Here is a 26,980-nt window from a genome sequence, read left to right as displayed (position 1 = left end):
CTGGATTCGGAACCCGCTCCACGACCCGTGACGGAGCGCACCGATCCCGCCCCATCGAACCCGCTGCGCCGCATCGCCCTGATCGTGGTTTTGCTGTCGATTGTCTTGTTTGCGATATCCGTCGCCATGGAGCGCATCACGCCGTCGTCCTCCCAGGCCGTCGTGCAGGCTTACATCGTGCCCATGGCCTCGGAGGTCAGCGGTCGGGTGATCGAGATCGGTGTTGCCGACAATGCGCGCGCACCGATGGGTCAAATGCTGTTCCGCATCGACCCCCAGCCCTACCAGATCGCAGTCGCCGACGCCGAGGCGAAGCTGGAGCAAAGCGGCCAGGGGATCGGCGCGAACACCGCCGCAGTTGACGCAGCCCAGGCAAAGCTCGTTGAAGCTCGCGCCAACCGGGACAACGTCCGCGAACAGGCTCAGCGCGTCCTTCAACTCGTCGACAAAGGCATCTACGCGCGCGCCCGGTATGATCAGGCCACGGCAGCCCTGCAGTCTTCCGAGGCGACGGTCACGCGCGCTGAAGCGGATCTCGAGCGTGCGCGCCAGGAACTCGGCCCGGCAGGGCAGGACAATCCCCAGCTCAAGCAGGCCCTTGCTGCGCTGGAGCAGGCTCGGCTCAATCTGCTGCGGACCACCGTGATTGCGCCCTCGGATGGGGTGGTGACCAATCTGCAGCTGGCGATTGGGCAGGTCGTCAGCGCCGGCCAGCCGGCTTTGACCTTCATTGATGCCGGGACGATCTGGATCGCGGCCGCGTTCAAGGAAAACAGTCTCGAATACGTCAAGCCGGGCAATCCGGCGGAGGTTGTCTTCGACACATTGCCCGGCAGGGTGTTCCCGGCACGCGTCGAGAGTGTCGGTTGGGGTGTCGCTCAGAGCACCGACACGAACTCCGCGCTGCCGACAATCCGCAATCAGAGCGGCTGGGTCCGGGAGCCGCAGCGTTTCCCGGTGCGGCTGACCTTCGAGGATGCGCGCCCCCCGGGTCTTCGCTACGGCTCTCAGGCCAATGTCGTCATCTATACCGGAGACAATCCGGTGATGAACGCGCTCGGTGCCTTTTGGGAGCGGCTGATCGCCCTACTGACCTATGTCAGCTGAACGCATCTTTGCACCATCAGCGGCCATAGACCTCACAAGCGCCAGACGCCAGGGCCTGCGCATCGCTCTGGCCGTGTCGGTCGGCTTTGCCTGGTCGCTGGCATCGGGAGAGGTGATGCCGTTCCTCGCGCCCCTGTTCGCCGCCCAGTTTCTGACCGCGGATCGGCGACCATTGGCTCTCTCCCAGGCACTGGGCATGGTCGTCCTGATCATGGTGGTGGGCCAGGCATTGGCGGTGGCGACAGGCCTGTTGGGCGACCGCCCGCTGGCGCTCCTCCCGCTGCTGTGGCTCCTCTTCTTTACGTGCTTCCTCATGCAGGGAGCCAACCGCGGTGGCGCGGCCGTATTTCTCGTGCTCGTCATGGCGATCATCGTTCCTCTGCTCGGCATCCTTCAGCGCGACCTGGGGGGATCCATCATCCTCATTCTCGTGAAGGCCGTGATCACAGGCGCCATTCTGTCCTGGCTCGCCCATGCCGCCTTCCCCGATCCTGCAGGATCGTCCGCGCCCACGACCGCTGCGCCGGTCGCGCTGGCGACACCATGGCGCGCGGTCGCCAGCGCCTTCATCCTGCTCGGCGCCCTGGTCCTGTGCCTCGTCGACAGCAGGCTGTCGACGGCTATCGTCATCCCGATCACCGTCGCCTCGCTCTTGGGGCAACTCGATCTGGCGACCAGCGGGCGGACGGCCCTGGGCCTAGTCATCGTCAATCTGTTCGGCGGCATCGTCGCCTCTTTCGCTTATGTCGTGCTTTCCCTGGACCCGACGCTCTGGTGGTTGTTCCTGATCGTTCTGGTGGTCGGGCTCCTCTTCGGGGGGAGTGCTGCGGCTCATGAGAAAACGGGCAAGGTCTATGCCGGCGCGCTCACGATCTTCCTGATCCTCTTCGGACTCGGCGTTTCGCCCCTGCCCGGCACTGCGGCGGAATCCTTCTCCACCCGCATCGCCTACGTTCTCTTCGCGATCACCTATGCCTTGTGCGCCGCCGCCCTGTTTTGGCCGCGGCGCCATCCCGTTCCCAGCGCCAACCCCCGATGAACATTCTGGCGTTCGACGGCAATGCCGCGACTGAAGACGTCAGTCACTTAAGACGTTCGACAAGCGCGCGGAGGTCGGCATTCTCCGCTTCGAGTTGCGCCAGCCGGTCGCGCAGCGGCTGCACAGCATTGGAGACCTCCTGCTCGGTGAAGCGCGGCGTGATGTGCTGCGGGCAATTCCAGTCGAAGGCATCCAGAGACAGCCGAAAGATGCGCTCCATCTTCGCGCCATAGCCCGGCATGGTGACGCTTTCGGTCAAAGCCGCATCGGCGTCGAGGGCCAGGATTTCCGCATGGGCATAGATCTTGAGCCGCGCGCGGCGTGGGTAGTCCATGAGGAACAGGCAGACTCGGCCGTCGGCAGCAAGGTTGCCGGTGCTGATATATTGGAGATTGCCGCGATAATCGGCGAAGGCCAGCGTGCGATCATCGATCACTTTCAAGAACCCCAGCGGACCCCCGCGATGTTGAACATAAGGCCAGCCCGTTTCGGAGACGGACGCCATGTAGAAGCTGTCGCGGGTCGAGATGAAGGCCTCCTCCCTCTCCCTGAAGCGGTCGAAACTTGCCTTGCCTTTGAACTCTGCCCAAAGATGGTCCACGCCCATCTCGGCCTGAGCGGCGCGGACGCTCGGTGTGACGGCAATATCGAGAAAGCTGTGCGGCATGGGAACTCCCAGGGGTAAGCGGATCCATCCCAGTCAGGCCAAAACGACGTCCCGTGTGGCGGGAACTGCGGCGACGCGGCCCAGCGCCAGCGACGCTCACCTCAGGACTCGATCTCTTTTACGAGTGCCCACCAATGTGCCGCTCTATCCGCAATTCCAAGCATATTTCCGCGATCGCAAGCCGCCAACGCTGATTGTGTGCGGGGGAAAGAACGACACGATCTTCCCCGAGGAAGGGGCACACCCCTATTTGCGCGATCTTCCTGATGCCGAGCTGACGCTGCTCGATACCGGCATTTTGCGCTGGAGGACAAGCTCGACGAGATGGCTCCGCTCATCCGGTCGTTCCTGGATCGAAACCTGACCGACCGCTGATCGGGAAGCGACCCCAGCCCGATGCAATCCGCCGGTCATCCGGCGGGGCCGGTCACCCAGCCTTGGTCGCGACCCAGATGACATGGCGGGCGCCCCGGCCATTCGCCCTGGCTCTGACTTTGACCTCCTCGACCGAGAACCCGCCCCTTCTGAGGCGGCGCGTGAAATCGGGGCTGGGACCTGAGGACCACACGGTCAGGACGCCCGCGGGTCGCAACGCCGACCAGGCCCGCTTCAGCCCGGATATGTCATAAAGCCCGCTGTTCTGCTCTCGACTGATCCCTTCCGGGCCATTGTCCACGTCCAGCAGGATCGCGTCATAGGCGAGCCTGTTGGCGGAGATGAGGTGTCCGACATCGCCAGTGACGATACGGACCCTGGGGTCGTCGAGGCAGCCCTCGAACATGGGAGCGAGCGGTCCATGTGCCCAGGCGATGACCTCGGGCACGATCTCCGCCACGATGATCTCGGCCTCTGGACCGAAGCACCTTAGGCCCGCGCGAAGCGTAAAGCCCATTCCGAGCCCGCCGATGAGCACCGTTGGACGAGCTTTCGCCGCCATCCGCTGGGAGGCAAGATCGGCCAGGGCTTGTTCGGAGCCGCTGAGGCGGCTGTTCATGAGCTCGTTCGAGCCCAGCATGATCGAGAACTCGTCGCCTCTCTGCATGAGGCGCAACCGCGTTGCTCCGCCTGGGACAGTCGCGGCGTCCAGTTGAACCCAAGGCTTCATGAGGAACTCGGCACGATCCGTTGCGAGCAGCGATACACTGCGCGCTTTATAGCAAGCCGCGCGAGACCGGCAACATGGGAGACTGCTCGGCTGTTCCAGAGCATCGGAACATGGGGACCCGGAACTCATCACCTAAACGGGATGCCCAAGCTGTTCGACGCCGATAGACTGAACTCATTTCGTCTTCTGGCTTTGAGTGAAGGGCTCGCACGCGAAGGAGAATGATGTGATGTCGTGGACACTCGACGAGACCGTGGCAACATCTGCAGGCGCAGTTGCCGCGGGTCGACGGGGCAGCGGGCCTGCCCTCGTGCTCGCCCATGGATGGCCATGGTTTTCATTCTCATGGCATCGGATCATTCCGGAGCTTGCACGGCATTATCATGTGCATTGGTACGACATGCCGGGATACGGGCGCTCCGAGAAATCCGCCGCACAGCGAACGTCGCTCGACGTGCAGGGTCGGGTATTCGCCGAGATGCTTGTCTATTGGAAACTGCAGCAGCCAAGGGTCTTGGCCCATGACTTTGGGGGCGCGATGACGCTACGAGCGCATGTGCTGCATGGCTGCGAGTTCAAGCGATATGTTCTCATGAATGTTGTCGCCTTGCGCCCTTGGGGATCGGAGTTCTTCGATCATGTCGGCCGCCATGTTGATGCCTTTCAGGGCCTGCCGACGCACATCCACAGGGCGGTCGTGGAGGCTTACATGAAGGGGGCGATCGTCAACAACATCGATCCCTGTGATCTTGCGACGCTGGTCGAGCCATGGCTTTCCGATGCGGGACGGGGCAGCTTCTATCGGCAATTCGAGCAAGCCGATGAAAATTATACCGCCGAGATCGAGCCGCTGTTCGGGACTATTCGCTGCCCGGTGCGGATACTCTGGGGGGAAGACGATCCGTGGATCCCGCTGGAACGCGGCAGAGCGCTTCATGGACTGATCCCTCGATCCTCCTTCGAAACGCTGCCCGGTGTCGGGCACTTGCCTCAGCTCGAAGCCCCGCAACGCCTGCTCGAACGACTGAACGCATTTCTATCGCGCGAGGACGACGACGGATGACGGGATCGACGCCTGGGAAGACGGACCCATTTCCCTCGCTCTCTTTGGTGTCCACTTCGGGGCCGACCCTCGACCCCGCGTAACGCTCTGGACAGATCTGGATACCTTTGCTAGACAGCAGGCCCTTCCTGAGGGCGCATAGCTCAGTTGGTAGAGCAGCTGACTCTTAATCAGCGGGTCCATGGTTCGAGTCCATGTGCGCCCACCATTCTTACCCGCTGGGTTCGTTTGGTCTTCCCCCGGAGAGGAATCGTCGTCCATCACATCGATCTCGGGCCGTCGCGGATCGGATCCGGCTGCCACGGTCGGCGTGAACCAGCGGCGCCGTGGTGTCAGGAATCCCCGCCCCCGATCCGATTGAGGATTCTCGAAGGCTCGGTCCGCATCCAGATGCGGACGGTCCTGTCCCGGCCGACCGCATAGGGCGCGCAGTCCTGCAACGCTTCGGCGGCCGTCCGAGCTGTGGATCGGCCGATCTCTCCACCAGGTCTGAACGTCACCAGGGTCAGCCCGGTTATGGCGCCCGCCTCGTCGAGGCTGATGTCGAACGCCACCTCGATTTGCCTTTCCGCGGCTCCGGCAGGCGGCACCCAGCACTTCTTTGCAGCCTCGGCGATGTCGCCGGCGATGTCGGCGCGGGCCGGTGAGATGGCGAGAGCGGAGAAAACAAGGAGTCCGGCGGTCAGTTTCATGCGTCTCCGGAGGCCCTGGCCTGCGCTGGCGTCAGATGCGAAAATGCTCATGAGAGCCTAACACGATCCCCCCCGGTTTGGCTGCATCGATCCTAAGGCGACAGCCGCGCGGAGACGTCGACTCGAGGGATACAGACGAAAGCTGGTCAGTCGCAGTGTTTGGATTTAGGTTCAGATCCCGCGGAACGCCACCCGAGGACAAGCGTGCAACGTGTTGTTCGAGCCCTGAGCCTGCCTGAGGTCGAACTGCTGATCAGCTGGGCCGCGGCGGAAGGTTGGAACCCGGGGCTTCAAGACCCCGCCAAATTCTACGTGACTGGTCCTGAAGGATTTATCGGCGCCTTCGTCGGAGGCGAGATGGTCTCCGGCGTGTCTGCCGTGGCCTATGGCGGCCACTACGGGTTCCTGGGGCTGTTCATCACGCGCCCGGATCGGCGGGGTGAAGGCCATGGCAAGTCCGTCTGGGAAGCGGCCATGAACAGGCTCAAAGGGCGCACGATCGGCCTGGATGCCGTCCCGGCCAGGCTGTCGGATTATGCAGCACTCGGCTTCGAGGCAGCCTACGGCACGGAGCGCCTGAGCGGTCATCTCCAGGGCACAGAGCCGACAGAGGCGGTGCGGCCCGTGACCCCCGCCATGATCGAGGACTTGATCCGCCTCGATCGCAGCATCTTTCCGGCGGAGAGGCGCGAATTCCTCGAGCATTGGCTCAGCCCCTCGCATCTCGCTTTGGCCGTGACCGATCGGGAGCGGGTGACCGGCTATGGCGTTGCCAGGCAGTGCCGAGAGGGCTGGAAGCTGGGTCCCCTTTGTGCACCGACGCCGGAAAAGGCCTTCCTGCTTCTGTCCGCCCTGTCGCGCGCGGCCGGCGATCCCCAACTCCATCTGGACATTCCGGACTCTGCCCGGGCCCTGCGCGATCAACTCTTGGCGATGGGCTTCACCACGGGCTTCCAGACCACGCGGATGTATCATGGCACCCCGCCCGGTCTCCGAAACCCGGATCACCTGTTTGCCATCACCACCCTCGAGCTGGGGTGACCGGCGCACGGAACCGGGACTGAGCCTTTACAGAGGATGCGCGATGCGCGCGGCATCGAGCATGGAGGCATGCAGGTTCCGCGACGCCCAGGCATCCCCCACTCTGAACAGACTGAAGCGCCCGGCCTCGTTGTTTCTGATGTCTTGGGGACGTGCGGCCGCCAGCGCGCCCAAATCCACCTCTCCCAGATTGCCCGACAGCGGTTTCAGCGTGAAATACAGCTCGTCATTGGGAAGAGTGCCATTCTCGCCGATCACCTGATCGACCATAAGCGGGGTCTCGTGACCGCTATAGGTGTTGGTGAGCACCGCGAGCAAACGGTTCCCCGACCGGGAAATCCTCGTGAGCCGCGTATCGGTGATGATGTGAACGTTCTTCTTGTAGAGTTCCGTCAAATGGGCGCCGAGATTGGTGCCTCCGAGTTCACGGCCGACCTCCCGGTCCGGAGTGGCCAGATGGACCTTCGAGCCCTGCGCGGCTGCAAACTCGGCACAGGACAATCCGGGGACTGAGCCGCTCTCGTCGAACAGGAGGATTTCGGCTGCACAGGAGGCTTGTCCGGAGAGAATGTCCCAGCTGGAAGTCGCCAGTTCCGCGCCCTCGAAGGAGCCGACATGGGGCACGCCGCCGGTTGCGGCGATGACCACATCGGGGTTTTCCGCCAGCACGTCCTCTTCGCTGGCATACGCGTTCAGGCGGACATCGACGTCGAGCACCTCCATCTGTCGCGCGAGCCACGTGGTAATGCCGGACATGTCGCGCTTCCAGGTCGCCTTGGCCGCCAGAAGGAGCTGCCCGCCCAGGGCCGGGGCTGCCTCGAAGAGAATGACGTGATGACCGCGGCGCGCGGCGATCCTCGCAGCCTCCATGCCCGCAGGCCCGCCTCCCACGACGACCACCCGCTTTTTGGGGCCCGGGCTCCTGGAGATCACCTGCGGAATCGTGGCCTCCCGCGTGGTCGCCACATTATGCGCGCAGACGGCGTCATGACCGGTGATGACCCGGTCCACGCAATATCCGGCCCCGACGCAGGGGCGGATGCTCTCCTCGTCTCCGGCCTTCAGCTTGTTGACGTGGTGCGGATCTGCCAGGAACGCACGCGTCATTCCGACCATGTCCACATAGCCGCCCTTCAAGGCATGTGCCGCCGTGGCCGCATCGGTCATGCGGGTCGCATGGAAGATCTTCACATAGCTGGAGACTTCGTCGCGGATGACTTTCGCGATCGGCAGATACGCCGCCGATGGGACCCACATGGTGGGCCAGATCCTCGCCTCCGACTGATAGTCGACGCCTTGGGCGCCGACCACGCTGATGAAGTCGATGAGGCCGCTGGCGGCATAGGTCTTGGCGATCTCCAGACAGTCGTCCTGCGTCAGACCACCCTTGAGCATTTCATCGCCCGGCATGCGGATGCCGACGACATAATCATCTCCCACGGCGCTCCGCACGGCGTTGAGAATCTCAAGCCCCAGACGCATCCGGTTGGCCAGCGAGCCGCCATAGCCATCCGTGCGCTGGTTCATGGCGGGCGACCAGAATTGCTCGATCAAGGTCGCGCTCTGGCACGAGATCTCCACCCCATCGAGATCACCCTCGCGCGCCCGCACGGCGGCCGAAGCGAAATCCCGGACCACGCGCCGAATGTCGTGATCTTCCATGATCACGGGGAACGACCCATGGATGATCTCGCGCAGCGGCGAGGAGGAAAAGGTCGGCAGCCAGTTCGCCACGTCCCACCGCTCCCGTCGACCTCCATGGGTCAGCTGAACCGTGCAGTGGGCGCCATGCTCGTGGATGGCGGCGGCCATTCTCCGATATTGAGGAATGACGGCATCGACGGAGCCGTTGATCTGCCCGTAGTGGAAGGAATTCTCCGTCGACGGCGCCGTTGCCCCGCCGAATTGCGTGAGCCCGACCCCGCCTTTGGCTTTTTCGGCCTGATATCGGATATACCGGTCCGTGATGTCGCCTCCGACCGCCAGACCCGGCGAGTGGCTGGTCGAGAGGAAGCGGTTGCGGATCGTCAGCCCCTTGAGCTGCAAGGGCTCGAACAGGGGATCATACTGGCTCATGGCAGCGTCCTGATGTGATCTTCAAAGCGGGGAGTGTGGCAATCGACGTTATTCGCCGGGAGAACCTTGGCCCCCCGATTGGGGCCATGCGGGGCTTCGTCCTAATGATCTCCTCCGGCCTCCTCCTGATGCGCTCGTGCCAGCGCTGCCATCGACGTGAAGCGAAAATTTGTGGACGGCATCGTCCCCGGGTTCATCGTGGCGCCGAACCCGTCCTGCTCATGGCGTCGGTATATCCAGCAGGTCGACAGGCTTTGTGCCGTGGCGGGAACATGGTCGTGAAACAAGCTTTCGGCAGTATGCAGGATGCCGGCCCGCTCCACACCCAGATCCGCCTGCAGATAGTCGATCATATAATCGAAATTGCGCGCTGCCGGCTTGTAGGAACCGATATCCTCCGCCGTATAGACGGCGTCGAAGTCCACGCCGAGCTTTTCATTGCTGGCGGCAAAGGACGCATTGTCGACATTCGACAGGACGACCAGCTTGTAATGGCTCTTGAGATAGCGAAGGGCCTCGGCCGAATCCGGGAAGGCGGGCCAGGACGGGATCGACTGCCCATAGACTTCGCACTCGTCCCAGCGCGTCGGCACCCCCCACTCTTCGCCGAGCCGCTTGTAGACCACGGCGAGAAGCTCGCTGTATTTCTTGGTCGGCGTGACCAGCTGCTGCTTCGATTCCTGGCGCGCATGCGCTTCCAGGATCTCGTTGCGGGTGAGCGTCCTCCCGACCTGGCGGGTCAGGGGCGTCAGGGCTTCCATGATGCCGCTTTCCCAGTCGATGAGCGTGCCGTAGCAATCGAAGGTAAGGGCCTTGAATTCCGACAAGCGCACTGTGAGGGTCCTCCGCATCGACCGAGTCGGGCGCATATTAAGGCACCTTGGTGCGGCGGCAATAGGAGACCGCCAGGGCGACCGACCATGAGGTTGCGACCTTTGCGACCGTCACCTCCGATCGTGAGGAGTGCGGCTCAGAGGACGTCGAAGCTGCGTGTAAACTTGTCCACCACGTCCTCCACATCTTCGGCGCCGAGACATAGAGGGGGACACATCCTGATGACGTTCCGGTACGGTCCCGAGCGGCTGGCGACGAGACCTTGGCGCCGCGTTTCCTCGAAGACCTTGAGGGCCTCCTCGGCGGCGGGCGCCTTGCTCCGCCGATCCTTGACCAGCTCGATGGCCAGCATGAGGCCTTTTCCGCGCACGTCGCCGATGATCGGATATTTGTTCTGCAGCTCTCTCAGCTGACTGATCAGCAGGGCGCCGACCTGGCGCGCATTCTCCTGGAGCTTCTCCTCCCGCATCACTTGCAGCACGGCCCGGCCCGCCGCACAGGCGACGGGGTTGGCGCCATAGGTGTGGAAGAGGAACTTGTCGGCCATGGCCTCGCCGATCTCGCGCTTGGCGATGACCGCGCCGAGGGGGATGCCGTTGCCGATCCCCTTCGCCACGACCATGATGTCGGGGATCACGCCGTGACCCTCGAAGGACCAGAAGTGATCGCCCGTGCGGCCGACCCCGGCCTGGACTTCGTCGACGATGCAAAGCCCGCCTTTGGCCCGCACGCGCTCGAACGCCCCGGCGATGTAGCCCTCGGGCATCGGCACGATTCCCCCATAACCTTGCACCGGCTCGATAATCATGCCGGCAAGCGCGCCGCTGGTTGAGGATGCGATTGTCCGGTCGATCTCGTCGAGATAGGGCGCCACGCCCTCGCCATAGATGCCGCGATATTGGTTCGGCTCCGCTACGAAGGCGACGCCACCGAGCTGGGGCACGTTGTGGCGGAAGCCCGCGATGCCGGTGAGCGCCTGGGCACCAAAGGTGGCGCCGTGATAGCTGCTGCGCAGCGCCAGCATGTCGATATTGCCGGTGAAGGACCGCGCCATGAGCAGGGCGAGGTCGATCGCCTCGGCGCCGCTGTTCGTGAAATGAACCACCCACTCGAAGGATTTCGGCATCGTCGCCGCCAGCTCTTCGGCGTAATGGGCGGGCGTCGGATGATAGAACATCGTCGTGCAATGCGTGAGCTGGGCGATCTGCTCGGAGGCTGCCTTCACGACCGCCGGATGCGCATGCCCCACGGAGATGCAGAGATTCATGCCCAGGAGGTCGGTATATTTCTTATCCGTCTCGTCCCAGACATATTGCCCCGCCCCGCGCTTGATGATCAGCGGCGTGCTGTAGGGCACGAACTTCCGCTGCGAGGCGGAGTAATAGCGATCGCGCCGCTCGACGATGGCCTCGGTGGACCAGTCGGTTTCGATGTCGGGATAGACAGGCATGCGGTCACTCCGTGAAGGGCTGGCGAATAACAGCACGGAGGCCCCGCCAGGGGCAGGAAAAGCAGCGGCGATCGCAATAACTGATGCTGAGGATTAGGCCTGCCGTCTCGCCCTCTCGGCCCCGCTCGGTCGCAATACCTCACGCGGGCGGCAGAGTGACGTTGTAATGCTCGGCCGTAAGGCTCGGGAGCCGGCTCTGGATGGCGGCGACCAAGGTATCCGCGCAACAGCGTGCAAAGACCTCCGGCAGCTCGCCGAACTCCCGCTCGCGGGCCACCAGCGTGATCTCCCGCGAAAAGCTCGCGATGGGCAGAGGATGAACGTCGATCTGCATCCCCTCCGCCACGCCATCGATGAGCAGGCTGGGCGACATGATGGCAAAGCCCATCCCGGCAGCGACCGGAGCCATGACGACACTGGAGCGATCGCCTTCCATCACCCGCGGCAGCTCGACCCGCACCCGGGAGAGATGCTGGTCCGTGCGCATGCCCACCGGGGTTTCACGGGAGAAGCGAACGAGCGGGAGCCGCTTCGCCAAGGCCGCCAGATCGTCCAGGGGGCCGCGAAACCCTTTTGGCGTGACCAGCAGAAATCTTTCGCTCAGCACCGGATAGCGCACCAATCCGTCGATCTCGAACAGATCCCCCGATGTGACGGCGAGGTCGGTGCGCCGGCTCCTGAGCAGGGTCACGTGATCATGGGCAAGGCTGGCAAACAGACTGAGTTCCGGCACTTTGAACCGGTTGCGGGCCAGCACCGAAAGCGCCGGTGCCAGCGTCGTCGCGATCGAGGCCAGCAGCGCGATGCGCAACAGCGGCAGGGGCGCTGAATTCTCTCGCCGCGCGTCAGTGAGCAGCCCCTCCACCTCACCGAGAATGGTGACCGCGCGCCGATGCAGCACCACACCCGCCTTGGTCAGCTCGATCGGCCGGAGGTTGCGGTCGATCAGCACGACGCCGAGAGCCCTTTCGAGGTTCTTCAAATGCTGCGACGCAGCCGACTGCGTCATGCCCAACATCTCCGCGGCCTGCGTGACATGGCGGGTCTCGACGACGGCGACGAACACCTCGATCGAACGGAACAGGTTGAAGTCGAACTTGGTGCCCTTGGCCATCGATCGGCCTTTCATAAGAATTCCTAATGCCCCGCACTTTGTCTTGAGAGGCTCGGGATTTCAACCGATTGTGGCCGCCGTCAGGAGACTAGAAGCAGACTTATGGCCGACATCGAACATGCCCAGATCGTGATCATCGGCGGTGGCGTCATCGGCCTCGGCATTGCCTTTCACCTCGCCGAGATGGGCGTCACCGATGTGGTTCTGGTGGAGCGCAACACCCTCACCAGCGGGACCTCCTGGCACGCCGCGGGAATTGTCGGCCCTTTGCGGTCGAGCTTGAACCTGACCAGGCTCGCGAGCTATGCGACCGAACTTTTCCCTGAGCTGGCGGCGCGGACCGGCCAGGATTCCGGATACCGCCGAACGGGTGGGCTGTGGCTGGCCCGCACGCAGGCGCGGCTGATCGAGTTGCGCCGCATTGCCGCCACCGGCGAGATCAGCGGCCTCGATGCGCGCATGATCGGACCCGAAGAGGCCTGTGAAAAGGCGGGACTTCTGTCGGAAGAGGGTCTCGCGGGAGCCCTCTGGGTCGCCGACGACGGCCAGGCCAATCCCATCGATATCTGTATGGCCTATGCGAAGCGGGCGCGGGGCGCGGGCATCCGCCTCCTGGAGGGAACCGCCTGCACGGGCTTTCAGCGGCGCAACGGCGCCGTGACGGGGATCGAACTGGCCACGGGAGGACGGATCTCCTGTGAGAAGATCGTCCTCTGCGCCGGAGCCTGGTCGCACGCTTTGGGCCGCCTCGCAGGCGTCCCCGTCCCCCTCCAGCCCGTCGAACACATGTATGTCGTGACGGAGCCGGTTCCGGGCCTCCCTCAGCCGTTCCCGATCCTGCGCGATCTCGACCGCGGGATCTATTTGAAGGAGGACTCGGGCAAGCTGGTCCTCGGCGGTTTCGAACCCCATGCCAAGATCTGGGACCCGACCGGCCCCGATGGCGACCGGCCCTTTCTGGAATTCGGTGAGGACTGGGAGCAGTTCGCGCCATTCATGGAGGCCGGCCTCTCCCTCGTCCCGGCGCTGGGCCAAGTGGGGATTCGCCATTTCATGAACGGCCCCGAGAGCTTCACGCCGGACACCCGGCCGCTGATGGGTGAATCGCCGTTCCTGAAGGGATTTTTCGTGGCGGCCGGTTTCAACTCCACGGGCATGATGTCCTCCGCCGGCGTGGGCCGGGCGATGGCGGAATGGCTGGTCGACGGTCGGCCCTCCCTTGATCTCTGGGCGCTCGACATCGCACGCTTCGACAGGGCGTCGGCAGCCCCCTCCTACCTGCATGCGAGAATGGAGGAAAGCGTCGCCGATCTCTTCGAGATGCACTGGCCCTATAAGCAGCAGAAAGCCGGACGCGACGCCCGGCGCTCGCCCTTCCACCGGCAATTCGCAGAGGCGGGCGCCGTGTTCGGTGCGCCCACCGGCTGGGAGCGGCCGCTCTGGTACGCCCGCCATCCTGGTGAGGAGGTCATCGACTACGGCTTTGGCAGCCAGACGTGGTGGCCGGCGGCGGCACGCGAAGCCAGGCACATGTCCGAGACTGTGGCGCTGTTCGAACTCTCGCCCTTCACCAAGATCGACGTCAAAGGCCCGGACGCCGCGGCGCTTCTGCAATATCTCTGCACGAATGACGTGGCCCGCGACGTGGGTCGCGCGTTCTACACCCAGATGCTGAACGATGCCGGCGGCATCGAGGCGGACGTCACCGTGACCCGCTGCGGTGAAGACGCATTTCGCATCGTCAGCGGGGCTGCGACCCGTCAGAAGGACCTCGCCTGGCTGGAGCGCCATGCGGCGGGCCGCAGCGTCCAGATCTTCGATGCGACCTCGGCCGAAGCCGTGCTTGGGGTGATGGGACCCCGGTCCCGCGACCTGCTCCAGAGCCTCACGGATGCGGATCTCTCCGCCACGGCCTTTCCATTCGGAACCTCGCAAGTGATCGACATCGGCTATGCGAGCCTGCGGGCGACCAGGGTCAGCTTCGTCGGCGAACTCGGCTGGGAGCTGTATGTCCCCGCCGAATTTGCCGAGAGCCTGCTGCAGGTGATCATCGAGGCCGGCAAGCCCTACGACCTCGGGCTTGCGGGCCACTATGCCTTGGATGGCTGTCGGCTGGAGAAGGGGTATCGGCATTGGGGCCATGACATCGGACCTCTGGATACCCCTCTCGAGTCGGGACTGAGCTTTGCCATCGCCTGGACGAAGCCGGACGGGTTCCTGGGTCTTCCGGCGTTGGAGGCGCAGCGCCGGCAAGGTCTTGCCCGTCGGCTGATGCTCTTTGCCGTGGACGGAGCAACGCCGCTCCTGCTGCATGATGAGCCGGTCTATCGCGAGGGGGTCTATTGCGGGCTCACGACATCCGGCGGCCAAGGGTTCCGCACCGGCCTCAGCCTGTGCCTCGCCTATGTGGCGGTGCCTCCCGAAGCCGCGTCCGAGACGATGTTCGAAGCCACCTATCAAATCAAGGTCGCCGGCGAGGTCTTGCCGCTCCGCCCCTTGCGGCAGCCTCCCTACGATCCAGGCGGCCAGCGCTTGCGCGGCTGAGAGGAGTGTGCACGTGAAGACACAGGCGAGAGTGGTGGTGATCGGCGGCGGCGCCATGGGCGTGTCCCTGCTCTATCACCTGAGCAAGGGCGGCTGGACCGACGTGGTGCTGGTTGAAAGACAAGAGCTCACGGCGGGATCCACGTGGCATGCGGCAGGCCTCTGCACCCATTTCGCACATAACGCGACCATCATGGAGATGCGGGCTGAATCGGTGCGGCTGTACCGTGATGTCCTTCCCGCGGAGACCGGCCTGTCCACCGGCTTTCATGCCAGCGGCGCCTTGCGGATCACGCGCTCGCCGGACCGGATGGATGAGTTCAGACATGTGCAGGGGCTCGGCAAGTTCCTGGGCTATACCTTCAACATTCTGTCTCCTGCCGAACTCAAGGCCATCTATCCCCTCTGCATCGCCGATGGGATCATTGGGGCGATCCACGAGCCTGACGATGGCCATGTAGATCCGACCCTCGCCACGAACGCCATGGCGTCCGCAGCCCGCGCCCGGGGGGCTGAGATCTATCGCCACACGAAAGTCCTGGCCATCGATCGCACGGCCGGGGGCGAATGGCGGATCCGCACCGACAAGGGTGAAATCCTGGCCGAGCATGTGGTGAACGCGGCCGGAACATGGTGCCGGGAGATCGGCACCATGATGGGCCTCGACCTGCCCGTCGTTCCGATGCTGCACCAATATGTGGTGACCGACACGGTGCCGGAGATTGCCGCCAGACAGTCGGGCGGCCAGGCGGAACTGCCGATCATCCGCGACCCTGAAGAGAGTTGGTATCTTCGTCAGGAGCGCGATGGCTTCATCATTGGCCCCTATGAGAAGGCGGCAAGCCCCTGGGCGATCGACGGCGTGCCGCCGGCCTTTGGCATGGAGCTGCTGCCCCCGGATCTCGAAAGAGTGGAGCACATCCTGGCCCTTGCCATGGACCGGGTGCCGGCCCTGGCGCATGCCGGGATCAAGACCGTGGTGAACGGTCCCATCACCTTCACACCCGACGCCAACCCGTTGATAGGTCCTGCTTTCTCGCTTCCCAATGCCTGGCTCCTGACCGGCTCCAGCATGGGGGTCATGGAGGGCGGCGGGGCCGGCAGTTTCCTTGCCGACTGGATCATGTCTGGCGAACCGCCGCGGGACGCTCTGGCTATCGATTCCCGTCGTTTCGGAAACTACGCCGACCGCGCCTATAGGCTGGACAAGGCAGTCGAATGTTTTGGTCTGCAATTCGGCATTCACTACCCCTTCGAGGAGCGGGACGCCGGGCGCCCGAGACGGGTCACGCCGCTGGTCGAAACGCAATCCGAGGCCGGCGCCGTGTTCGGATGCGCCTATGGCTGGGAACGGCCGAACTTCTTTGCAGCGGATCAAAGTGCCGAGATCGCCCTGACCTTCCGGCGCCCGGCCTGGCTGGATGCCGTGGAAGGCGAATGCCTGGCTGTGCGCGACGGGGTCGGACTGGTCGACCTGTCTGCATTTTCGAAGTTTGAGATCACGGGTCCCGACGCCCTGCCCTTCCTCGACAGTCTGGGGGCGAACCGGGCCCCGCGGCGTGATGGTCGCATCGGCCTCACTCACGCCCTGACGCCCAAGGGCGGTGTGGCCTCGGAATTCACGGTGACCCGGTTGGCCACCGACCATTTCTATCTGACGAGTGCAGCCGCCGCCGAGCGCCATGATGAGGATCTTCTCAGACACAGGGCCAGGGCCGGATTTGATGTCGAGATCACCAACCGCACGGAACAGCTCGGCATCCTCGGCCTGATGGGCCCGCATTCCCGCGAGGTCTTGTCAGGCTGCACCGAGACCGATCTCGGTGATCCTTCCTTTCCATGGCTTTCCGCACAGACCTTGGAGATCGCTGGGCTCGAAATCAGGGCACTGCGCGTCTCCTATGCGGGCGAGCTCGGCTGGGAGCTTCATGCTCCCCTGGGCGAGCTGGACCGTGTGCACTCGGCCTTGAGTGTCGCGGGCAAGCCCTTCGACCTGCGCCCGTTCGGTGCCTACGCCCTCAACGCCATGCGGCTGGAGAAAGCCTGTCGGGCCTGGGGCATGGACCTGACCACCGAACGCACGCCGCTGGAGGCCGGGCTCGACGCCTTGGTTCAGGCAAAGGATCGCGACTTTATCGGCAAGGAGGCGATGCTGACGCGCGCCGCAAGTGGAAAGGCTTGGCACATGGCGCTCTTCGAAGTTGCAACGGATGGGGAAGTCCTCCCCTTCTATGCCCACAGCCTGATCCAGGACGGGCGCCCCGTTGGGATCGTGACATCTGGCACTTATGCTCCACGCACAAGCAAGACGCTCGCTTTGGCCTATCTGAAACCGGAGGCTGAAAGCGGGGATCTCTCGATCGAGATCCTGGGCCGCGCCTTCCCGGTGCGCCAGCTGTCGGAAGTTCCCTATGATCCGGGAAATGTTCGATTGCGCGGTCGCTCGCTTGAGCCAGCGCCCGTGGTGGCCCTGTGAGCCGCCAGGGCGGCGGCCGCGCCGGCCGTCTGAACGCGCGAGCCGACAGCGACGTGATCCGCAAACCTTACGTCAATCGCCGTCTGGGCACCTTCAACGTGCTCGATGAGGAGGGCTTGAGCCTCATTGAACGCAATGCCGATCGCCTGCTCAAGGAGACGGGCATGGAGTTTGTGGACGATCCCGAGCTTTTGGAGATCTTCCACGACGCCGGCGCCGACGTCCAGGGCACGCGGGTGCGCTTCGAGGAGGGCATGTGCCGCAAGCTCATCCGCGCGACGGCGCCCCAGCGCTTCAACCAGCTGGCGCGCAATCCTGCGAACACGGTCGTCATCGGCGGCGACAATACCGTCCTCTGCCCGTCCTGGGGACCTCCCTTCGTCCACGACCTGGACCGCGGCCGCCGCTACGGCACCATCGACGATTTCCGGGATCTGGTGAAGCTGCACCAGATGATCCCCTATCTCCATCACTCCGGTGGTGTCGTTTGCGAGCCGGTCGATCTGCCCGCGAATAAGCGCCATCTCGACATGCTCTACACCCATATCCGCTATTCGGATCGCTGCTTCATGGGCGCCTTCATCGGCGAAGTGCGTGCCCAGGATGCCGTGGACATGGCGAAGATCGTCTTTGGTGCGGAGACCGTCGCCACCAACGCGGTGCTCTACAACGTGAGCAACACCAACGCCCCGCTGGTGCTCGATGCCAACATGTCGGGATCGCTCAAGGTCTATGCCCGCAACAACCAGCCGGTGGCCTGCACCCCGTGGATGCTCGCCGGCGCCATGAGTCCCTGCACGGTGGCGGGAACACTCGCCCAGGTCCTCGCCGAGGCGCTGGCGACCCTGTGCCTGGTGCAGCTCATCAACCCCGGCGCCCCCTCTCTCATGGGCAGCTTCGCCAGCACGATTTCCATGCAGAGTGGCGCCCCGACCTTCGGCACCCCGGAAGCGGGCAAGATGGTGCTCGCCTGCGGCCAGCTCGCCCGGCGCCTTGGCGTGCCCTTCCACACCGTGGGGACGCTCTCGGCCTCCAAGGTGCCCGATGCCCAGTCGCAACAGGAGGCGACCTGGGGCCTGTTGATGTCCATGCTCGCCGGTGCCAATGTCATCAATCACGCGACCGGCTGGCTCGAGGGCGGCCTGGTGACGGGCTATGAGAAGACGATCATTGATGCCGATTTGTGCGGCAAGGTCATGAGCTTCTTCGAAGGCATTGATCTCTCTGACAATGCCCAGGCGATCGAGGCGATACAGGCCGTCGGGCCGGGGTCCCACTTCCTCGGCAGCGCCCACACTCAGGCCAATTTCATGAGTGCCTTTTACCGCTCCGCCATCAGCGACAACAATTCCTACGAGCAATGGAAGGCGGACGGCCAGCTGACGGCTGACCAGAGGGCGAACCTTCGGTGGAAGCAGCTGTTGCAGGATTATGCCGATCCAGGCCTCGATCCCGCCATCGACGAGGAGCTGTGCGCCTTCATCGCCAAGCGCAAGGAAAGCATGCCCGACATGGCCTATTTTTAGGGTCAATGCGCGCAGCTCCGCCGGCATGGGCAGAGGCCCCTAATGCGCATCATCGTTTTTCCTAATCATTCGCGCTGACGCATGGATCCAGCGGCGCTTGCGCTAACCTGCGCAGGGAACAAATTCCGCCAGAAAAAACCGACAGGGGATCGTTGTGAAAAATCGCCTTCTTGCCACCGCTTTCGGCATCTTCCTTTTGGGCACCGCCGGTCAGGCCTCGGCAGCCGACGTGACCATGCCGGATCCGAACTACGCCACCGCGACGGCGGCCATGAATGTGATCAAGGCCATCGCCGAGCAAGAGCTGGGGTTGGAAGTGGATACCGTCACCACCACAGCCGTGCCGGTGATCTGGGAAGCCATGGACCGGGGCAAGGGCGAAGTGGATATCTGGCCGGACGTCTGGCTCCCGAACCAGCAGGGCCTCGTGGACAAATATGTCGAAGCGAACAAGACGGTCAAACTCGCCAAGAATGGCTATGCGGCCGCACAGGGCTATTGCATCCCCACGGCAGCAGCCAAGAAGCACGGCATCAAGAGCGTCTACGATCTCGCCAATCCTGAGAATGCCAAGCTGTTCGACACCAATGGCGACGGCAAGGGTGAGATCTGGATCGGGGCACCGGGATGGCAGTCCACGAATATCGAAAAGGTCAAGGCGCGCGACTACGGCTTTGCTGAGTTCTTCGAGCTCCAGGCCACGGAAGAGGCGGTGGCCACCGCAAATCTTGACAAGGCGGTCAAGGCTGACAAGCCGTGGATCGGCTACTGCTACGGCCCGCACCAGAATTTCGCTCTCTATGAGCTGACGATGTTGGAAGAGCCGAAACATGATCCGGCCAAATTCGTCGTGGTGCAGCCGAACGACGATCCGAACTGGTTCGAGAAATCGAAGGTCTCTTCAGGCTATGCGGATACATCCGTCCACATCGCTTATTCGGCTTCCCTGGCCAGCCGTCAGCCGGAACTGGTCGCCGCTCTCGAACGCATTCAGTTCGACGCCAACGATATCAGCAAATGGGCCTACGAGATCATCGTCGACAAGAAGCCGGCGGCGGAAGTCGCCTCGGAATGGGTAAAGGCCCATCCTGATGCCGTCGGCAAATGGATGGGACGCTGAGCCAGGCTGCATGACTTGCCACGGCCTCCGGCTTGAGCTTCATTGGCGCGAGAGCGCGAGGTGCTGATGGAGCAGGTGGAGGCCGTCGAAGTTCCTGCATCCCCGGCCATCGAGTTGCGCGGGGTCTGGAAGCTTTTCGGCGACAAGGCATCCGAGGCGATGAGCGCCATCCACCGCGATGGCCTCACCAAGTCAGAGGTCCTGCAGCGCTACGACTGCGTGGTCGGCGTTGCGGATGCGAACCTGACGATTGCCCGTGGCGAGATCTTCTGCGTCATGGGCCTGTCGGGAAGCGGCAAGTCCACGCTCGTCCGCCACATCAATCGTCTGCTGGAACCGACATCCGGCGAGATCTATGTCGACGGCGAGGACATGCTGGGCAAGAAACCTGCCGAGCTCCGCAGCATGCGCGCCCGGCGCATCGGGATGGTGTTCCAGAATTTCGGCCTGCTGCCGCATCGGACCGTGAGGGACAATGTGGCCCTGCCCCTGGAGATCCAGGCCGCCACCAAGCATGATCGCTACACGATCGCCGAACGCGCCCTGGCGCAGGTCAACCTGACCGGCTGGGGTGATCACTATTGCTCGGCGCTGTCCGGCGGCATGCAACAGCGGGTTGGCCTCGCCCGGGCCTTGGCGGCGGACCCCTCGATCCTGCTGATGGACGAGCCCTTCAGCGCCCTCGACCCCCTGATCCGCCGGCAGCTCCAGGACGAGTTCATCAATCTGTCTCGAACCATGGGCAAGACCACCGTCTTCATCACCCATGATCTTGACGAGGCGATCCGGATTGGCGACCGCATCGCGATCATGAAGGATGGAGCGATCGTTCAGGTCGGCACGCCGGAAGACATCGTCACCGATCCGAAGGATGACTATGTCGCCGCCTTCGTCGCCAACATCTCCCGCCTCCACATCCTGTCTGCCAGAAGCATCATGGAGGCCCCTGACGCCTACCGCCGGCGCAACCCCGCTTGGAATGGCTCGACGGGCAACCCACCAGTGTCGGCGATGACGGATCTCGCAAGCTTGATTGACATCGCCACCGGCAATGACGAGCCCATCCTGGTGTCAGGGACAGAGAGCGAGACCGTAGGCATCATCGATCGGCACAGCCTGTTGCGGGCGATCCGCGGCGAGACCCGGCTGTGACGAGGCAAGCCAGCGAGGCCGACCAGCACGTGCCAGAGAACGACCGGCTGACGCAGGATTTTGCCGTCCAGAACCATGGCTATTACCGCCGCCAGTTCGATCGCATCGGCCACGCCCGGGGAGGTGTCTGGTCCTTCAACGTGAGCGCTGCCCTGCTCGGGCCCGTATGGATGGCCGCTCGCGGTTTGCGGCTCTTGTTTTGGCTCGCCTTCTTCCTGGAGGCCATCGGCATCGTCCAGCTCGCCATGGGGCTTGCCGGCAATCTCGGGGCCGATCAGGCGGCGCGGGCGGATCGGCTCGAGCTTCAGGCCGCGCGCCGGGATGCCGAAGCGAAGGAAGCGATCCGCACCGGCCAATCCTATGCTGAGGGTCTCGCGCGGTCGGCCGTCGCGCTGAAGGAGGCCGCCGCGCGCGCCCGCAGCCAGGCCGAAGCCGCGACGGCACAGGGATCGGTCCACGTGACCCTGGGCATCGGGGTCATCATTCTCGCCAAGCTGATCGAGGGCTTCCTCGCCAATCATGGCCTGGAGCGGCGCTTCCGGCGCTGGCGATCCGACCGCCGCCTGCGGACCGGACTGGATTATGGGACAGGTGCGCTGGCCGGCGCTTTCATCCTGGCAGCCTATGGCCTCCTCGCCTACCGTTTCGCAGCACAGGCGCCGCCGGACTGGTTGCTCTCGGCTCCGGCCAACCGCGCGTGGCAGATGGGTGCTGCGGGCTGGCTGAACACTGTTCTCGACAGAATTTCGGCAGGCGGAGATCGCCTCTTCTCCGGGATCAGTGCCTTCATCGCGGCGCTCCTGAACGGGATCGAATACGTCCTCATCACCTCGCCCTGGCCTGTGCCGATGGCCATCATCATCATCCTGGCCTGGCAGCTCGCCGGGCCCCGAGTGGCCATTTTTACCTCGGCCGCTTTGGCCTATCTGGCCGTGCTCGGCTATTGGGAAAAGAGCCTCGAGACCGTTGCTCTTCTGGGGACGGCGGCAATTCTATGTATCGCCATCGGGATTCCGCTGGGCATCTGGTGCGGTCGCCGTCCGGCGATCTATGCCGCACTCAGACCGGTGCTGGACTTCATGCAGACCATGCCGGCCTTCGTGTATCTCATTCCCGTCATTGCCCTCTTCGGGATCGGCAAGCCGCCCGGCATCATCGCGACGCTGATCTTCGGCACGCCCCCGATGGTTCGCCTCACCGCGCTTGGCATCCAAGGTGTTCCGGCTTCCATCAGGGAGGCCGCCGAGGCCTTTGGCGCGACCCGCTGGTTTCTGCTGACCCGCGTTGATCTGCCTCTCGCCCTTCCCTCCATCATGACGGGCGTCAACCAGACCATTCTGATGTGTCTTTCGATGGTGGTGATTGCATCCTTGATCGGTGCCAAGGGACTGGGCGAGGATGTACTGAACGCCCTGCAATATGCGGCTGTGGGCCAAGGCCTGCTGGCGGGCCTGGCGATCCTGCTCTGTGCCATGATCATCGACCGCATCGTCCAGGGCCGATCGCGCTGACCTCGCCCCCCTGCCGGCGCCGCCAGCGCCTTGGAGAGGGGGTCAAGCCGTCGTGTCGCGCTCGACGACGACCGGCGAGCCCTCCGGCCAGCTTAAACTGACTTTGGCCCCTGGCTCCAAGGCAAAGCCGGAATCCCCCGCCTGCGCCTCCACGCGCAGAACACCGAGCGCCGTCTCCACCAGGAGCTGGGTGGTATTGCCGTGATAGGTGACGTCCGTGAGCGTGGCGGGAATGGCGCCGTCACCGCCATCGCTATCCCCGGACAGGCGCATGCGTTCAGGCCGCAAGCTGACCGGGACGCGGCTTCCGACCACGGCCGCGGCTCCATGGGCACTCACGAAACTGTGGCCGCCCGCTTTCAGCACTGCATTCCGTGCCGCGTCCCGGCCGACGACCTCCGCCTCGATGAGATTGCTGCGCCCCATGAAATGGGCCACGAACTCGGTCTTCGGAAGTTCATAGACCTCGTGCGGCGTGCCGAGTTGGATGATCCGGCCATGGTTGATGACGGCGATCAGCGTCGACATGGACAAGGCTTCGTCCTGATCATGGGTCACGTTGACGACGCTCACGCCGAGTTTCCGATGCAGCTGCTTGAGTTCGCCCTGAAGCTGACTGCGCAATTGCCGGTCCAGCGCGCTCAGCGGCTCATCGAGCAGGATGAGCGGTGGTGCGAAGACCAGGGCGCGGGCCAGGGCGACCCGTTGCTGCTGGCCGCCGGAGAGCTGCGCGGGCTTGCGGTCGGCCAGGCCGGTGAGCTGCACCGTCTCAAGGCTCGCAGCCACCAGGCGGGCAATCTCGGGCTTGGGCAGTTTGCGCACCTCCAGGGGGAAGGCGACGTTCTCCGTCACGGTCATGTGCGGGAACAGGGCATAGCCTTGGAAGACGACGCCGAGATCCCGCTTCTCCGGCGGCAGCGCGGTGATGTCCTCGCCCTGCAGCCGGATCGTGCCCGAATTGGGTTTGACGAAGCCGGCGATCGCCATCAGCAAGGTCGTCTTGCCGGACCCGGACGGGCCCAGCAGGGTGAGGAATTCACCGCGCGGAATGCGCAGGCTCATCCCGTCGATGGCTTTGACGCGCCCATAATGCTTATGCAGGTCGTCGACGACGAGATAATCGGAACCGGGAATGTGCACGTTGCTTGTCCTCAGGCCTTGCTGCCGCGGCCGGCGAACCGCACGATGACGATGGCGACGGTCACGAGCACCATGACGGCCGAGACGGCTGCCACTGCGGGGTCGACCCGCTCCGACAGACTGTTCCAGATGACCACCGGCAGCGTCACGACGTTGCGGCTCGTCAGGAAGATGACGGAAATCACCTCGTCCCACGACGTCACGAAGGAGAACGCAGCGCCGGCGGCGACCCCTGGCGCGATGTTCGGGACGATGATCCGTCTCAGCACGGTGAGGTTCGAGGCCCCGAGGCTACGCGCCGCCTGCTCGATCCGCCGATCAAAGCCGCTCAGAGATGTCGCCACGGTGATCAGCACCAGCGGAATGCACAGGATGGTATGCGCGACGACCACACCGGCGATGGTGTCCAGCCATTTGAGATCGATCCAGGTGCGGTAAAAGGCCAGTGCGTGCACGATCGGCGGCACGATCAACGGCGCAAACAGCAGAATGCGGATATACTGCGTAAAGCGTGCATTGAGCCGCCAGAGGCCGATGGCGCAGAATGTGCCGAGGGTGGTGGCGGCAATGGTCGTGAGAATAGCGATCCAAAGACTGGTCAGGATGCTTTGCGACCAGCGGATGTCGGACAGGAGTTTGGCGTAATGCTGAAACGAGATGCTGCCCGACGGCATTGAAAGATAACGCTCAGGGGTGAGCGAAACGGGAAAGACGACGGCCAGGGGCGCCAGCAGGAAGATCAAGCCGAGCCAGCCGAGCGCGAGAACGATCGTCCGGCTGAGCCGCGGGGGTCCCGCCACATCCATCAATCGTCTCCCTTGCCGACGATGCTTTCCCAATCGGCAAAACGGCCGACCGCAAAGATGACCGCGAACACGGACACCAGCAGCACGGAGGCGAGCATCGTGGCGATGCCCCATTCCAGCGTCTCATGCACCTGAACGCTGATATATTCGGCGACCATCATGACGCGACCGCCACCCAGGATCGCCGGGGTCACGTAGAAGCCGAGCGAGAACACGAAAATGAGGATGAACGAAGAAAACAGACCCGGGACGGTCAGGGGAAAGAACACGCGACGGAAGATCGTCAGCCCGCTGGCGCCGAGGCTCCGGGCGGCATTCATCACCCGGGGATCGATGGTGCGCATGCTCGCATAGAGCGGCAGGATGCCGAAGGGCAGCATGTAATGGATCATGCCGATGGTCACCCCCAATTCGTTCCGCACCAGCGTGAGCGGCGACTCGATGAGGCCGGAGGAGAGCAGAGCACCGTTCAGGACCCCGTTGCTGCGCAGCACGGTGACCCAGGCGAAGGCGCGGATCAGGACCGAAAGCCACAACGGCAAGAGAATGCAGGCGAACATCACCGGGCGCAGACGGTCGCTCGCCAGGGTCAGTGCGCAGGCCATCAGATAGGACAGGACCAACGTGACGATCGTCGTGATCGCGCAGATCCGCAGCGTCGTCGCGATGACGCGTCCGATGGCAGGCGAGGTGAAGAGCTGGGCGTAGTTCGAAATCCCTCCCGGTGCTTCCGTGACGCTGAGGCCCAGGACGCGAATGAGCGGGAAGATGTAGAGCAGCAGCACCAGCAGCACGGCAGGAGCGATCATGGCCAGCGCCATGCGTGCGCGCTGGTCGAGCCCGCTCATCATGCCTGATAGGCCGTCTTACCACCGACGATCGTGCGCGCGACTTTGATATGCGGGATCCGTTCCGGATCAACAGTGAAGATGTCTTCCTCAAGGATCACGAAGTCGGCGAGCTTCCCCACCTCGATCGTGCCCTTGATGTCCTCCTCGCGCCCGGCATAGGCGCCGTGGATCGTATAGGCCTTCAGGGCGTCCCAGAGCTCCAACGCCTCCTCCGGTCCCAGGGACTGCGCCGTGTCGGTCTTTCGCGTCACGAGCGAATAGATTCCCCGCAGCGGATTGGGATGGCATATCGGGGCATCGGAATGGCCCGGCGCGATGACTCCCATTTCTTTCCAGGATTTGTGGGGCCACATGTCCTTCATGGCGGCCTCCCCCCGCACCCGGATATAGCCATCCCCCAGATCATAGAGAAAGCCCGTGGCCGAGGACGGGATGACGTTCAGCCGCTTCATGCGCTCCCGGATCGCGGGCGTGGCATAGCAGCTGTGTTCGACCCGCATGCGGCTGTCGGCATTGGGATGGGCAGCAAGCGCCGCCTCGAACGCGTCCAGCACGAAATCGATGCCCCGGTCGCCGATCCCGTCGGCGAAGACGACGAGGCCGGCTGCGGTTGCCTCCATCACTTTCCGGCGGAAATCCTCGCTGGAATAGAGCAGCATGCCGGTATTGTGCTCCGGCTCCCCGAGGACGCGGGTGCCTGTATAGGGCTCGTAATAGGCGGCGGTACGGCCGGTGGTGGAACAGTCGGGGCACCATTCGACGCCGATCACGCGGATCCACTCGTCGCCGAAGCCCGAGCGGATGCCGGCACGGATATAGGACTCCACCAGCCCCGGCTCCTTGCCGCTCACCATGATCCCGACACGCAACGGCAGTTCGCCGGCCGCGCGCATGTCCTGAAAGGCGCGGATGCCGTTGGAATGGGTCAGGGAATTGTGCAGGGAGGTGATGCCGTATTGAAGGAACTCGGCAAAGACCTGTCTCAGGCCCTTGCGAAAATCTTCGGTCGTATAATCCTTGCTCAGCTCATCCACGACCACGTAAGCCGCATTCTCCCGGACGAGGCCGGTTGGCTTCCCCGTGGCGGGGTCTCGGTCGATCCTCCCGAAAGGCGGGTCCTCGGTCAGTTTCGACAGCCCCGAGCGCTCGAAGGCTGCGCGATTGACGACGCCATTATGGTGATCGGTGCGATAGATGAAGACCGGATGACCGCGGCCCGCGTGATCCAGCTCCTCCATGGTCGGAAAGCCGCCGAGCTTCATGTCGTCGTAGCGGAAGCCGACAAACCAGGCGCCGTCTTCCAACGTTGCCGTGGCCTCGGCGATGATGCCGAGGACTTCATCCTTCGACGTGACGCGCGGCCAGCTGAAATCCGCCCACCGGTGAATGCGCGCGCCATAGATGTCGGCGTGGCAATGGCTTTCGATGAAGCCAGGCAGCACGGTGCGACCGCCGGCGTCGATGATCTCCGTCGCCGGGCCTTGCAAGGCATCGATCTCCGCCGGGCTGCCTGCTGCCACGATGCGGCCGTCGCGAACGGCGACCGCATCGACGAACGGCGTCGCATCGCACAGGGTGGCAACCTTGGCGTTACGGATGATCAGATCGGCTGTCTGCATGGGGGCTCCGGCAATTGGGAAGGCCGGCCTGCAGGCAGGCCTTCCGG

General features: G+C 63.9%; 21 protein-coding genes, 1 tRNA gene and 1 pseudogene. 12 read left to right on the top strand and 11 right to left on the bottom strand.

Translation table 11 applies throughout. The features are described 5' to 3' along the window. Positions 1-1,107 (top strand): HlyD family secretion protein, encoded by a 1,107-nt coding sequence (locus tag FKM97_RS05995; RefSeq protein ID WP_428977894.1) that lies wholly within the window; start codon positions 1-3, stop codon positions 1,105-1,107. Further along, on the top strand, positions 1,097-2,146 hold the full coding sequence (locus FKM97_RS05990) for a DUF2955 domain-containing protein (protein ID WP_144291471.1): 1,050 nt from the start codon (positions 1,097-1,099) through the stop codon (positions 2,144-2,146). Before FKM97_RS05995 ends, FKM97_RS05990 begins: the two co-directional genes overlap by 11 nt. Before the next feature lie 43 nt (positions 2,147-2,189). Here the strand turns inward: FKM97_RS05990 and FKM97_RS05985 are convergent, their stop codons facing one another. Beyond that, entirely contained in the window at positions 2,190-2,813 is a 624-nt protein-coding gene (locus FKM97_RS05985) for a pyridoxamine 5'-phosphate oxidase family protein (RefSeq protein ID WP_144291470.1), read from the bottom strand. A gap of 130 nt (positions 2,814-2,943) precedes the next feature. On the opposite strand from FKM97_RS05985, the pseudogene FKM97_RS05980 reads away from it, so the two are divergent. Further along, positions 2,944-3,188: pseudogene (locus FKM97_RS05980) on the top strand (alpha/beta fold hydrolase); the annotation flags it as partial. 52 nt (positions 3,189-3,240) lie between these two features. On the opposite strand, the gene FKM97_RS05975 reads toward FKM97_RS05980, so the two are convergent. After that, entirely contained in the window at positions 3,241-3,918 is a 678-nt protein-coding gene (locus tag FKM97_RS05975) for a spermidine synthase (RefSeq protein ID WP_144291469.1), read from the bottom strand. A gap of 229 nt (positions 3,919-4,147) precedes the next feature. Here FKM97_RS05975 and FKM97_RS05970 point away from each other — a divergent pair, with 229 nt between their 5' ends. Next, positions 4,148-4,981 (top strand): alpha/beta fold hydrolase, encoded by an 834-nt coding sequence (locus tag FKM97_RS05970; RefSeq protein ID WP_144291468.1) that lies wholly within the window; start codon positions 4,148-4,150, stop codon positions 4,979-4,981. Positions 4,982-5,113: 132 nt separating this feature from the next. Further along, positions 5,114-5,189, top strand: a tRNA-Lys gene (locus FKM97_RS05965). Positions 5,190-5,313: 124 nt separating this feature from the next. Here FKM97_RS05965 and FKM97_RS05960 read toward each other — a convergent pair. Continuing rightward, positions 5,314-5,673, bottom strand: coding sequence for a hypothetical protein (locus FKM97_RS05960; RefSeq protein WP_144291467.1), 360 nt, complete (start codon positions 5,671-5,673; stop codon positions 5,314-5,316). 204 nt (positions 5,674-5,877) lie between these two features. On the opposite strand from FKM97_RS05960, the gene FKM97_RS05955 reads away from it, so the two are divergent. After that, positions 5,878-6,714 carry a GNAT family N-acetyltransferase gene (locus FKM97_RS05955; protein WP_144291466.1) on the top strand — a complete coding sequence of 279 codons (837 nt, stop codon included), beginning with the start codon at positions 5,878-5,880 and terminating at the stop codon, positions 6,712-6,714. 27 nt (positions 6,715-6,741) lie between these two features. On the opposite strand, the gene FKM97_RS05950 is transcribed toward FKM97_RS05955, so the two are convergent. From FKM97_RS05950 to FKM97_RS05935, 4 genes are all read right to left on the bottom strand, one after another. Then, positions 6,742-8,790: an oxidoreductase gene (locus FKM97_RS05950; protein WP_144291465.1), complete on the bottom strand. Its 2,049-nt coding sequence runs from the start codon at positions 8,788-8,790 to the stop codon at positions 6,742-6,744. A 101-nt stretch (positions 8,791-8,891) separates the two neighbouring features. After that, positions 8,892-9,623 carry a haloacid dehalogenase type II gene (locus tag FKM97_RS05945; RefSeq protein WP_144291464.1) on the bottom strand — a complete coding sequence of 244 codons (732 nt, stop codon included), beginning with the start codon at positions 9,621-9,623 and terminating at the stop codon, positions 8,892-8,894. Between the two features lie 137 nt (positions 9,624-9,760). After that, entirely contained in the window at positions 9,761-11,074 is a 1,314-nt protein-coding gene (locus FKM97_RS05940; protein WP_144291463.1) for an aspartate aminotransferase family protein, read from the bottom strand. A gap of 139 nt (positions 11,075-11,213) precedes the next feature. Beyond that, a complete protein-coding gene (locus FKM97_RS05935; protein ID WP_144291462.1) occupies positions 11,214-12,203 on the bottom strand; it encodes a LysR family transcriptional regulator in 990 nt (329 codons plus the stop codon). 87 nt (positions 12,204-12,290) lie between these two features. Here FKM97_RS05935 and FKM97_RS05930 point away from each other — a divergent pair, with 87 nt between their 5' ends. The 6 genes from FKM97_RS05930 to FKM97_RS05905 all read left to right on the top strand — a co-directional run bounded on the left by FKM97_RS05930 (position 12,291) and on the right by FKM97_RS05905 (position 22,517). Continuing rightward, a complete protein-coding gene (locus FKM97_RS05930) occupies positions 12,291-14,732 on the top strand; it encodes a GcvT family protein (RefSeq protein WP_144291461.1) in 2,442 nt (813 codons plus the stop codon). 13 nt (positions 14,733-14,745) lie between these two features. After that, positions 14,746-17,208 (top strand): GcvT family protein, encoded by a 2,463-nt coding sequence (locus FKM97_RS05925; protein ID WP_205014762.1) that lies wholly within the window; start codon positions 14,746-14,748, stop codon positions 17,206-17,208. Continuing rightward, entirely contained in the window at positions 17,205-18,734 is a 1,530-nt protein-coding gene (locus FKM97_RS05920; protein ID WP_144291460.1) for a trimethylamine methyltransferase family protein, read from the top strand. The genes FKM97_RS05925 and FKM97_RS05920 overlap by 4 nt, the downstream gene beginning before the upstream one ends. A gap of 154 nt (positions 18,735-18,888) precedes the next feature. Further along, on the top strand, positions 18,889-19,854 hold the full coding sequence (locus FKM97_RS05915) for an ABC transporter substrate-binding protein (protein ID WP_144291459.1): 966 nt from the start codon (positions 18,889-18,891) through the stop codon (positions 19,852-19,854). A 66-nt stretch (positions 19,855-19,920) separates the two neighbouring features. Further along, a complete protein-coding gene (locus tag FKM97_RS05910; RefSeq protein ID WP_144291655.1) occupies positions 19,921-21,006 on the top strand; it encodes a quaternary amine ABC transporter ATP-binding protein in 1,086 nt (361 codons plus the stop codon). Next, positions 21,003-22,517 (top strand): ABC transporter permease, encoded by a 1,515-nt coding sequence (locus tag FKM97_RS05905; RefSeq protein WP_205014760.1) that lies wholly within the window; start codon positions 21,003-21,005, stop codon positions 22,515-22,517. Before FKM97_RS05910 ends, FKM97_RS05905 begins: the two co-directional genes overlap by 4 nt. 42 nt (positions 22,518-22,559) lie before the next feature. On the opposite strand, the gene FKM97_RS05900 is transcribed toward FKM97_RS05905, so the two are convergent. From FKM97_RS05900 to FKM97_RS05885, 4 genes are read right to left on the bottom strand one after another with little or no spacing between them, the layout of a single operon-like run. After that, entirely contained in the window at positions 22,560-23,657 is a 1,098-nt protein-coding gene (locus tag FKM97_RS05900) for an ABC transporter ATP-binding protein (RefSeq protein ID WP_144291458.1), read from the bottom strand. A gap of 11 nt (positions 23,658-23,668) precedes the next feature. Beyond that, on the bottom strand, positions 23,669-24,463 hold the full coding sequence (locus FKM97_RS05895) for an ABC transporter permease (RefSeq protein ID WP_170240776.1): 795 nt from the start codon (positions 24,461-24,463) through the stop codon (positions 23,669-23,671). Then, positions 24,463-25,314, bottom strand: coding sequence for an ABC transporter permease (locus tag FKM97_RS05890; RefSeq protein WP_144291456.1), 852 nt, complete (start codon positions 25,312-25,314; stop codon positions 24,463-24,465). Before FKM97_RS05890 ends, FKM97_RS05895 begins: the two co-directional genes overlap by 1 nt. After that, a complete protein-coding gene (locus FKM97_RS05885) occupies positions 25,311-26,933 on the bottom strand; it encodes an amidohydrolase (protein WP_144291455.1) in 1,623 nt (540 codons plus the stop codon). The genes FKM97_RS05890 and FKM97_RS05885 overlap by 4 nt, the downstream gene beginning before the upstream one ends. Positions 26,934-26,980 lie beyond the last annotated feature (47 nt).

It is taken from the genome of Rhodoligotrophos appendicifer (assembly GCF_007474605.1).
Classification (GTDB): domain Bacteria; phylum Pseudomonadota; class Alphaproteobacteria; order Rhizobiales; family Im1; genus Rhodoligotrophos; species Rhodoligotrophos appendicifer.
The sequence above is the reverse complement of the archived record's forward strand: the minus strand, read 5'-3'. Positions and strand labels throughout refer to the sequence as shown.